The organism is Akkermansia muciniphila ATCC BAA-835 (genome assembly GCF_000020225.1).
GTDB classification, from domain to species: domain Bacteria; phylum Verrucomicrobiota; class Verrucomicrobiia; order Verrucomicrobiales; family Akkermansiaceae; genus Akkermansia; species Akkermansia muciniphila.
Genome location: NC_010655.1, coordinates 2311994 through 2322953 on the forward strand (window position 1 = coordinate 2311994; position 10960 = coordinate 2322953).

Consider the following 10960-nt stretch of genomic DNA (forward strand, 5'->3'; position numbering starts at 1 on the left):
CTCCATGCAAACTCATTTGGAACGCTTCATCCGTTTTCTGGCCGCGGAGAAAGGCCTGAGCACCGCCTACCAGCTTTCCGTGAGACAGACCCTGGAGGAATTTGCCCGGTTTCTGGAAATGGATAATACCGGCCTTGCCCAAACGGGCATCGACACGCTTTCGGCATTTCTGCGGCATTTGCAGGACCGGGGCATGGCCCGCAGCTCCATGCGGGTGGAAATGGTGCATCTGCGTATTTTTTTCCGGTGGCTGGCCGGAACGGGAATACTGGAAAAAGACCCTTCCGTATTTCTGGAAATGCCCCGGCAGGGGTTGTCGCTTCCTCATGTGCTGGATCAGAAAACCGTCTCAAATTTGCTTGAAAGCATTGACATTCAAGATATTCCTCTGGGATGTAGAGACAGAGCGCTTCTGGAGATGATTTACGCCTGCGGGATGCGTGTTAGTGAAATAATTAATTGCAAATTAGAGAGTTTTGATAAAGATGAAGCTTTTGTCCGCGTGCTGGGGAAGGGGAATAAAACCCGGCTGGTGCCCGTAGGGAGATCCGCTTTGGATGCTTTGCAAATGTATTTGGAAAAAGGAAGACCCAAACTGGTCAGGACGGGAACGAAAAGCCACATCTTTCTGACAGTACGCGGCCGTCCGTTGACGAGGGAGCGGATTCGTCAAATTCTCCGGGAACGCGCCAGAGCCGCAGGACTGGAACAGCATGTTTTCCCGCATATCCTGCGTCATTCCTTCGCCACGCATCTTCTGGAAAACGGAGCGGATCTGCGTATTATTCAGGAGATGCTGGGCCATGCCGATATTTCAACCACCCAGATCTATACGCATTTGGAGCAGCAGCGGCTGAACTCGATTCATCACCGCTTTCATCCCAGAGGATAGTTCATCATTCATTCCCATGCCGCATTTTTTCACGTCCTCCCAATCATATCATAATCATTTAAATATTAACGGTCGGAGAATTATTCTACCGGAATTATATTTGGCATTACATATATTATGCGAAGTATAGTTTAGGCAGCATTCTCCCATTCTCATTGGACGGAAAACGCGCTCTGTCACTTGACAAATATGCAAGCATTTCATGGCCCTTGCCTTGTCCGTACCGTTGCCATTTTCATCCTTTTTTCATCTTTTTCCCTTCTTCATGCCGAAGATGAGGAATTTTCCGATATCATGGAACTGGTATCGGAAACGGAGAACTGTTCCGCCAAACTGGCCCGTGACAAAAACGCGACGGAAGAACAGAAGAAGGAAGACAGAAAGCGCAGGAAAATCGGCATTGGAGAAACGGTCACCGTTACCCTGAACTGTAAAAAGCCGTTTCTGTTGGAGCCGAAGGATCAAATTCAATGGAAAGTGATTGAGGGAAAAGAGTTACTTGAAGATGGCTTAAAAACAGAAGAAACAACAGAAAAAGCTAAATTTCGGATAAATCCTTGTGCCAGTAAAGAACAAATCCAGCAGTCTGGAGGGAAAGTAGCCATTGAAGTGGAAACCGAACTGGGAACGGCCCTCCCCCGCCCTATCGAATTTGACGTTGTTTTTCCTGAACATCTTACTGCGGAACATGAAACTTTGGGAGGAATGGTTAAAGGCGTTCCTGCGGCAGATATGGGATTCCCCCGGGATGGAGATCCTGCACATGGAGTTTCCGCACAGCTTCTCGTTTCCATCCATCCTCTGGATGTCTGTTTTAAAGGAATTCGTGTCATTGAAAAAGACAAGGGGTATGTTGGAGCTGCCGGAAGTCTGGCGCAGCCCCATGCAGCGGACAGCGTTTGGAGCGTAGGTCTTGACAACCGTTTTGGATTGCATGACAACATAGGTATAAAATCCGGGGTGAATGGCCATATGCAATGGGATGAAATTCAGGGTTATGATGCCGATGGTCATCCTGTCTATAAACATTCGTATCCTAATGAATTTACATGGAATTGCCTTTTCAGGACATATGGGGGAGATGAAAACAAAGAAGGAATATCCGATATTGCCACGGTTTTTCAGAATTTTTATATAGAGAGTAAAGGAGAAGGATTGTTTTACGCCAGAATCCGTAAATTTCTGGTGGATACCAAGAAGAAGGATGAATGTTCCGTTGAACGGACGTCTGGTGGCGATCATATTTTTAAACCCTGATATATAATTTGACAATGAAGTCTATAATAAAATGTTTTCTGTCTTGCTCATCCTCCGTAGCGCTGCTTGCGACCTTTTCCTCTGTTATTGCATTGCCTTCGTCCGCCGCTTTTCCAACAGATTCGCAAGAATTGAAATTCAACAAGGATTCTGACATTGGAGAATTAAAAAAACTTCTTCAGCAAGGAGAACTCGTAAAATTTTACCAAACAGCCCACACCCATATGGGGCAGCTTGAGTGGAGTGACATCAGAGGGGGAGTTTCCCCGGACAAGCTGGATCGGTTATTGTTGATTGCCCGGATTACTTCCGCTGCTCCTCTGTTTGGAGAGAACGAAAATACACCGTTTGAACAAATGACGCAGGATTTCGCTTCGGCAGGAGATATTCGTCTTAAGGGAAAAGTTATGAAAAACCTACTCATCATTTCCAAAATCAATCTCAAGCAAAAATGCTCTGCCGTGAGAAAGAAAGAAGTGGGGCAGCTTTGCTCCATTTACGCGGCAACGATGCTGAAGATGATGAAAGAAGCCTACATTCCTGATTTTGAAGGCTGGAAGAAAGAAGTTATGGAGAGAAAAACGGCGGTTTGGAGCAAAGAGTTTAACGCCAGGTGGGAGTCCTTCCTGAAAGAAAGAGACGAGAGAGTGGAGAGAAAAAAGAAGGAACTCTCCATACCATTCGAACAGAGAATGCGACGGCAAAAAACGGAAGAGGAACGGATAAGAGACAGGGAATTTGGAGAGAAAGACGCTGCCTTCATGCAGGAAGCCAGGGAAAAATGGAATAAACGAATGAATCTTGACGTCAGCCTTTCTATGATGGATGGCCGAAACTCCAAAATCAAATCATTCCTCAAAGATAAGGGAGGATCCTTATTGCGCATTCTGTTGGACAACTACCCCGGCAAAGCCACCGAAGTGTTTAAATACCTGAAGCTGGCAGGGTATGAGGAAGGAGAAATGATGGAGTTTATTGACCGGGAAATGGGAAAAAACAAGGATACGGAGTTCCTGTATCAAAGTTCCTTGGGAAGAAAGTTCCTTAAAGAGAAAAAAGAGTAATTCTTTATAAAAAGTGCAATATGGATTCAACAGAGTTGTCAGGAATGATTTTTATTGTTCCTGTCCAGATGTTTTTCTTTCTTCTTCCTTTTCTTAAGTTCTCAGCTGAATAGGATATTCTCCATTTGAAATGATTCAGGAACGAACTTTCGGCGAAATCCATGTTTTTTAATCCTGATTTTATGATTGACCGAATTTTCAGTTTTCTGTCTTGCTCATCCTCCGTAGCGCTGCTTGCGACCTTTTCCTCTGTTATTGCATTGCCTTCGTCCGCCGCTTTTCCAACAGATTCGCAAGAATTGAAATTCAACAAGGATTCTGACATTGGAGAATTAAAAAAACTTCTTCAGCAAGGAGAACTCGTAAAATTTTACCAAACAGCCCACACCCATATGGGGCAGCTTGAGTGGAGTGACATCAGAGGGGGAGTTTCCCCGGACAAGCTGGATCGGTTATTGTTGATTGCCCGGATTACTTCCGCTGCTCCTCTGTTTGGAGAGAACGAAAATACACCGTCTGAACAAATGACGCCGGATTTTGACTTAAAAAATGATATTTCTCTCAAAGGGAAAGTTATGGTAGATCTGGTTATCATTTCCAAAATCAATCTCAAGCAAAAATGCTCTGCCGTGAGAAAGAAAGAAGTGGGGCAGCTTTGTTCCATTTACGCGGCAACGATGCTGAAGATGATGAAAGAAGCCTACATTCCTGATTTCGAGGGCTGGAAGAAAGAAGTTATGGAGAGAAAAACGGCGGTTTGGAGCAAAGAGTTTAACGCCAGGTGGGAGTCCTTCCTGAAAGAAAGAGACGAGAGAGTGGAGAGAAAAAAGAAGGAACTCTCCATACCATTCGAACAGAGAATGCGACGGCAAAAAACGGAAGAGGAACGGATAAGAGACAGGGAATTTGGAGAGAAAGACGCCGCCTTCATGCAGGAAGCCAGGGAAAAATGGGACAAATGTAGGAATCTTGCCAATATATTAAGTATCATGGAAGATCGAAACTCCAAAATCAAATCATTCCTCAAAGATGGAGGAGGAGGTTTATTACGAATTTTGTTGGACAACTACCCCGGCAAAGCCACCGAAGTGTTTAAATACCTGAAGCTGGCGGGATATGAGGAAGGAGAAATGATGGAGTTGGTTGATCGGGAGGAGGGAAAAACCGAAGAAACGGAATTTTTGTATCAAAGCCCGTTGGGAAGAAAGTTCCTTAAAGAGAAGAAACAAAAGAAATAATTACTGCCAGAGCGCGGAATCATGATATTTTTAGTTTGCAAGGATATTTTATCTTTTTGAGATTCCTTCTCTCTTGCCAGATCACCTTTCATCCTTCATAATAAAAAAAGCATGAATACTTTCGTTTCTCTTTGCCTGGTCGGGAGCCTCAGCCTGGGTTCCCTTTGTTATGCGCAGTACATGGATAACGATGCCAAGAAGAAGGTAATCAAGGATTTGGATAATTTGCTCGCTCTGAACAGGTCTGCAGAAACCAAGGTAATCAATGCCGCTATCAGCAAACTGAATTCCGCCGGCAGGGATCCCGGCGCCGCATATGACCTGCTGATTCAGTCCAAGAAGTTTCTGATGGAAACGGAAAAGGAGAAGGACAAGAGCCAGGGGAAGAGCACCAAAATCGCCTCCAATTCCATGAAGGACTGGATGGACCGTGAAGCGAAGAAGTACCAGGATAAAAATGCCCGCAAAGGATTAATGCTTCAATATCAATGGGGAGTTCTCGTCCTCAAGGCTCGTCTTAAGGAAAATTTAATGAACGCCACCTCCCATTCCACCGGAGGAACAGCGGAGGAAACCCTGGACGTTACGGAGTTCCAGAAGCCGGCCATGGATTTGCTGAATGCCTACCTGTCCGCCTGCTCCGACCCTGATTTTGTCGAACCTTCCTCTTCCAAAAACAACAATGGAGCAGCCGGAAGAGCCGGCGCCCGTATTGCGGAACAATCCGTCCTTAATACGGAAGTGGGGGAGGCCCTGGGCATCAGCAGCATGTCTTCCAAGGCTTTCCCGGATTCCATGAAAAACCGGGATGAAATTTTTGACAAGCTGTTTTTCACCGGATACCGGAAGACCCGCAATCTTCCCGCCCTCAGGCAGGCGTGGAACAAGAGAATTTCCATGGAAGTGGCTCTGGGAAAAATCAGCCATGCCATTTCCTCCGGCAAGAAATCCGGCATGCAAGGCCGCATCGCCAATGCGTCCGAAGACGAATTTGATGAGCAGGGAGCCGCCGTTCTGGATCGTTTGCGCTGGCGCTGCGAACTGGATTGCTTCGACTTGGGAGACCAGGCAAACGCCACGAGGAATATGATGACGCTGATCCGGACGACGGTGGATCCCGTGCGCCGGGAACAAGGTATCCGCACCCTCCGGGATAAACTGGTTCAGAGCATGAAGAGCTTGATGGATTCTCCGGAAGAAGAAAGCATGGCTGACGGTTCCTCTTCATCCTCTGCACCGCGTCCTGCCATGCGTTCCTCCAAAAAGAAGGCTCCCTCCACCACGATTACGACCAGCCGTGAAATGGATGATCCCGGAGCCATCGGAACTGATGTGCCGAAGCCTCCCAAGCCGGCCCCAGCCCGGAGTGACGATTTTTTTGAAGACATCTGACTTTCTTCAGACAAAAGATGTTGCCCGAACGGCGGTTTCCCTGTTCATGGAATGCGCAGAGCATCCTTGACGTCCGGAGCCGCCGTTTTATACATTAAGGGCATGTATCAGCCATTTCAATTTTTCATGCCCGCGCAAATCTTTTTTGGCGCGGGTTCTTTGGACAATCTTGGTTCCGCTCCCCTGCCCGGCACCAAGGCCCTGATCGTCATCGGCGGGTCGTCCGTCAAACGCCTCGGGTATCTGGACCGCGTACAGGCTCTTCTGAAAAAACAGGGAGTGGAAAGCGTTGTTTTCGATAAAGTGCAGCCCAACCCCGTGGTGGAGCACGTAATGGAAGCCTCCTCCCTGGCCAGGGAAACGGGCTGTGATTTCGTCATCGGCCTGGGCGGGGGCAGCAGCATGGATTCCGCCAAGAGCATCGCCGTGATGGCGGCCAATCCAGGAACCTACTGGGATTACATCCAGGGAGGTTCCGGCAAGGGGCTTCCCATTCCCTGCAAACCTCTTCCCATCGTCTGCATCACCACTACGGCGGGAACCGGAACGGAGGCGGATCCGTGGACCGTCATCACGAAAGAGGACACGCAGGAGAAGATCGGTTTCGGGTTCAAGGGTACTTTCCCCACCATGTCTATCGTAGATCCGGAGTTGATGCTTTCCGTACCTCCCAAATTAACGGCATACCAGGGGTTTGACGCTTTGTTCCATGCCGTGGAGGGATATATGGCTACAATCGCCTCCCCCATGGGGGACATGTTCGCGCTCCAGGCTATTGAATACATTGCCAAATATCTTCCGCGCGCCGTAAATAACGGGGATGATCTGGAAGCGCGCGCCTATGTGGCGCTGGCCAATACCTATTCCGGGTTTGTGGAAACCATTTCCTGCTGTACGTCGGAACATTCCATTGAACATGCCCTCAGCGCCTTCCATCCTTCCCTGCCCCATGGCGCGGGGCTAATTATGATTTCCTGGGCCTACCATGAAGCCTATGCTCCCTCCTGCCCGGAACGTTACGCAAGAGTTGCCGCAGCCATGGGACAGGAAGCCTCCGTGGACGGTTTCCTGAACGGCTTGAACAGCCTGAAGGAAGCCTGCGGCGTAGACAAGCTGAAGATGTCCGAATTCGGCATTACACCGGATTTATTTGACGAATACGCCAAAACGGCTTTTTCCACCATGGGCAATCTGTTTGAGCTGGACCGTTGCAAGTTGACTCCGGCGGACGTGGTCAGCATCCTGGAGAAATCCTATTCCTAGGAACAAACTTCCGGGGCTATCGCCCGCAGGGAATATCCCTGCGGGCGCGAGAGATTTAGCTCAGCCGCGGCATTACCAAGACGAACGCGGCGCGTATGATTCCGATTTCCTCTACGCTTGCGGAGCAGCTGAACTATTTCAAAGCAGAGGTTTTTCCTGCAGGAGATCTGATGAGCCAATGGTTCCTCTTTGATAATAGCCTTGCGTGTGGAATCTCCGGGTATCAAGCCTTCAGCCCCCCTTTATCAGATGGTGGAAATCCATTGTCGTTTGTCTCTCACGCGTTGCCGCATAGTCGTTGATAATTTGTTGAGAGCTCACTTGTCCAAAAAAGCAGCAATAGAATCCTGCTCAGACTTACAGGGAAACGGGAATTCCATATTGGCTTAACATGTTGCCTGAGATTTCAAAAAAGGTAGAACCAGATGCAATCCTTTCGGATTTCTCCTTAATCATTTCTCCCATAAAATAAATGAAATAAGAATTTGCCCTACTCGTAAGTAAAGAGTAGGGCTGTATGAGCTGTCAGAATTCTAACAGAGCAATTTTGAAGTCCTAGTTGCGTGATTCGTCTGATACTGCGTTCAACATACCGCGACCCTCCGTCTCTGCAGGTGCGTACCAATCAATATCTCCCTCCCAGAATGAGGGTTATTCAAGGGTTTCCCCTTGGCTCTTTTGCAGGAAATCTGCATTTCCGCCTCATGTCAGCGTAAGCATCATGACTTACGGGAGGTCAAAACCGCCGTTTGTGATGAAATCCCGGAGTATTTTGTCCAGTTTCATGGCCACTTTGGGTGGGGGTAATGGAGTGTGAGACCCGGTTTCGAAGTAGGCTTTGGCCTTTTTCTTATCCGCTGTAGCTTTCAATGCATCAAAGCGGCCAAAATCGTTGATGTTCCCCTCAGTCACCCGATGAGACATCATGCCGCGCAACAATGTTTCATCCAGACCAAACACGGCGGCAAAGCGGTGTATGCGGTCGTCCTGGGCTTTTGCCATGTACTCGGTCACATAGTCACGGAAAGTCTTGCCCTCTACAGGGACAACATCACCACGCTTAATGTCGTGCAGGAAAATATCGGCATACTTCTGCTCTTCTTGGGAAAGGAACGCAAAGGACTTATGCAGTTCCTGCTCCGTCTGCTGCAATTCCTCCTCGGTAGCATTGCCCAGTAGCTTCCTAAACTTTTCAAATCGGGAGTTCATGTAATCATTGTCGATTGCGCCGGTGGATATCGGGATAGGGAAGCCCGGAATGTCGTAAGGTACATCTGGCACATGGCCATCGCTCTCACCTCCACCGCCGCCGAACAGCTCGTTGTAGCGCACGCTGAGAACATTGAAGGTGTGTTCATCCAGAGCAACCTCCATCGTGGAGTCTGCAAACTGATAGATGCGCTTATCCCAACGGAAGCCTTGAATCTTTGCGGCTTCCATGCGGGCATTCAAATCCCGGAACAGCCGTGCGAACTTCTTGCATTCTTCCGGCTCCGCAGGCAAGTGGGAGAAATCCTCAATTCCGGCCTGATGAAACAGATCAGAAATATCCTGATAGATAGTATTGAGCAATTCCAAATTCCTATTCAGTTTCTCCACGAACAATCCCAAAGGTTTATCGCCGGAGTACAGCTTCACCGCCTGCTGAACGTTGCGCTCCATGGTATGCGGCTTCCGGTAATAGCGGATGGTGCCGAAAGGCTTATCCAGACCAAACAGGCGATTGGTGCGGGAAAATGCTTGGATGAGGTTTTCATAGTAAAGCATCTTATCCAGGTAGAGCGTGTTAATCCACTTGGAGTCAAAGCCCGTGAGCATTTGATCCACCACAATGAGCAAATCCAACTGCTGCTCCGGCGATTTGTCGATACGCTCGTATGGCCGTTTATGCGCCAACCTTGCAGCAATGTCTTTTTTCATTCCGGCAAAGGTAGGAATCGAAAAATCCTGTCCGTAGCGAGCGTTGTAATCCTTGATGATTTCAACAAGCCCTTGCTCTTTCATCAGGCCATGGCCGTTGTTGTCGATGTTCGCGTCAAAGATGGCGGAGATTTTCAGGTGCGGGGCTTCTGCTTTCAGGCGCCGGTAGTACTGGACTGCTTCCTGAATGCTGGCTGTGGCAAAAATAGCATGGAACTTGCCATTATGGCTCAAGACTACCCAATTTTTCAGAATGTCCGCGATGACAGCCTGTTGATGCTCCTCTCTTTCATATTGGCTGTTAGGCAGATAATGCTCGATGCCGTGCTTCGTTCCCGTTTCATCTTCATACACCGCCGGCATGGGCAACCCCATGTAGTGCTGAAACACGGCGGCTTTCGCCGGGGCTGCGTAGGCTTCCTCTACTGTGTGCGCTTTCGCTTTTTCCAAGGCAACAGCCGTTTTCAGCTCGCTGTCCTCATAGGTTAAGACCTTGTAGGGGTCAAAGCCCAGGACATTCTTATCCCGAATTCCATCGGCAATACTGTAGCGGTGCAGCTCATCTCCGAAAACCGTCGTCGTCGTATTGTCTTTCTTTTGGTTTTCCTCATGTATGGGAGTTCCGCTAAAACCAAAGAATATGGCTCGCGGGAAGGTGGCTTTGATGTTGATGAGCATATCACCGAACGTGGAACGATGGCATTCATCCACAATGAACACGATGCGCTTTCCGCTCATCAGTTCGATGTCAGCCGCTTTCAGTCCGCCCTCTGCCTCATTCTTAATGTTGTTCATCTTCTGAATGGAGGTAACAATGAGCGTATCGGAAGGGTTGCCGCTTTTCAGTTTTGTAACAAGTTCGCCCGTGTTTTCCGTTGCCTGAACATCCAGACTGTCATCGGCAAAGCCCCGGTATTCTTTCAGGCTTTGCGTTCCCAGTTCTATTCTGTCCATCAGGAAGATAACCTTGTCCGCGTCTTTGGACGTGGCTATCAACTGGGCAGACTTGAAAGAGGTCATTGTTTTGCCTGAACCCGTGGTGTGCCACACAAAACCGCCAAGCTGGTTCCTCTCGTCCCATTTTGTTTGAGCTACCTTATCCGAAATTTTGCTGGCGGCAAAAAACTGATAGCTGCGCATGACTTTCAACACTCCGTCCGAATTGTCGGCAACAGTATAGAAGCCTATCATCTGGTGCGCCATGGGGATTGACAACAGGGTGGAAATAACGCTTTTCCAGTCATTAACAGGCTCGTTATCCACATCAGCCCAATGGAAATAGTAATCCGGATTAAAGCGCCCGTCTATTCCGGGATTGGCGAAATACAGCGTTTCTTCCGGTGTCATGCCAACAAATATCTGCACAAGCGAGAACAGCCCGCTAAAGACGCCCTCTGCCGTGTATTTCTCTATCTGACGGCAGGCCTGACTCACCGGAACGCCGCTCTTTTTCAGCTCAATATGAATCACGGGCATGCCGTTAATCAACAGCATCAAATCCCCGCGCCTATTATTGAGCAAGGGGGATGCCGTGGGAAACTTGGGCTGCTGCACAATCTGGTATCGGCTTTGCCCAGCGGCTATTTCCCTGCGGTCATAAATCTTGAGGGAAACCTCCTTGCCGTAGTGTAAGGTATCAGCCTCGTTATCGCGCGTAATCGTCACGTTTTGGCCGTTGATAAAACCGTTCAGCTTCAACGGCGATTTGAGCATGGCGATCTGCTCCAGAATTTGCAGCATTTCACCCTCCGTTAAAGGACAATTATTCAGGCTGTCTATGTCCCGGTTGTTCTCGAACAGGATGTCAGCCCAGTTTTGGATAAGCTGCTTTTCCGTGTAGTTTTTCAATACTGCGCTTTCCCATCCGTGTTCGGACAACATCTTAATGACGGCTTCCTCAAAGGCGCTTTCCGTTGTAAAAGTCATAAAATCTC

At 48.5% G+C, this 10960-nt stretch carries 7 protein-coding genes and 1 pseudogene; 6 read left to right on the forward strand and 2 right to left on the reverse strand.

Annotation, left to right across the window (positions count from 1 at the left end):
* Nucleotides 1–4: 4 nt before the first annotated feature.
* From AMUC_RS10175 to AMUC_RS10200, 6 genes are all read left to right on the forward strand, one after another.
* Nucleotides 5–892 (forward strand): tyrosine recombinase, encoded by an 888-nt coding sequence (locus tag AMUC_RS10175; protein WP_012420934.1) that lies wholly within the window; start codon nucleotides 5–7, stop codon nucleotides 890–892.
* Nucleotides 893–1081: 189 nt separating this feature from the next.
* Entirely contained in the window at nucleotides 1082–2149 is a 1068-nt protein-coding gene (locus tag AMUC_RS10180) for a hypothetical protein (protein WP_012420935.1), read from the forward strand.
* Nucleotides 2150–2163: 14 nt separating this feature from the next.
* Complete coding sequence (locus AMUC_RS10185) at nucleotides 2164–3213, forward strand: hypothetical protein (protein WP_012420936.1); 1050 nt, start codon at nucleotides 2164–2166, stop codon at nucleotides 3211–3213.
* Between the two features lie 182 nt (nucleotides 3214–3395).
* Nucleotides 3396–4451: a hypothetical protein gene (locus AMUC_RS10190; protein WP_123038951.1), complete on the forward strand. Its 1056-nt coding sequence runs from the start codon at nucleotides 3396–3398 to the stop codon at nucleotides 4449–4451.
* A gap of 111 nt (nucleotides 4452–4562) precedes the next feature.
* Nucleotides 4563–5843, forward strand: a complete 1281-nt coding sequence (locus AMUC_RS10195) for a hypothetical protein (RefSeq protein ID WP_012420938.1) — start codon at nucleotides 4563–4565, stop codon at nucleotides 5841–5843.
* Between the two features lie 102 nt (nucleotides 5844–5945).
* Nucleotides 5946–7106 carry an iron-containing alcohol dehydrogenase gene (locus AMUC_RS10200; RefSeq protein ID WP_012420939.1) on the forward strand — a complete coding sequence of 387 codons (1161 nt, stop codon included), beginning with the start codon at nucleotides 5946–5948 and terminating at the stop codon, nucleotides 7104–7106.
* 188 nt (nucleotides 7107–7294) lie between these two features.
* Here AMUC_RS10200 and AMUC_RS13150 read toward each other — a convergent pair.
* Together AMUC_RS13150 and AMUC_RS10205 are read right to left on the reverse strand one after the other, a co-directional pair.
* Nucleotides 7295–7442, reverse strand: a pseudogene (locus AMUC_RS13150) (site-specific integrase); the annotation flags it as partial.
* Between the two features lie 390 nt (nucleotides 7443–7832).
* Nucleotides 7833–10952: a type I restriction endonuclease subunit R, EcoR124 family gene (locus AMUC_RS10205; protein ID WP_012420940.1), complete on the reverse strand. Its 3120-nt coding sequence runs from the start codon at nucleotides 10950–10952 to the stop codon at nucleotides 7833–7835.
* Nucleotides 10953–10960: the final 8 nt, after the last annotated feature.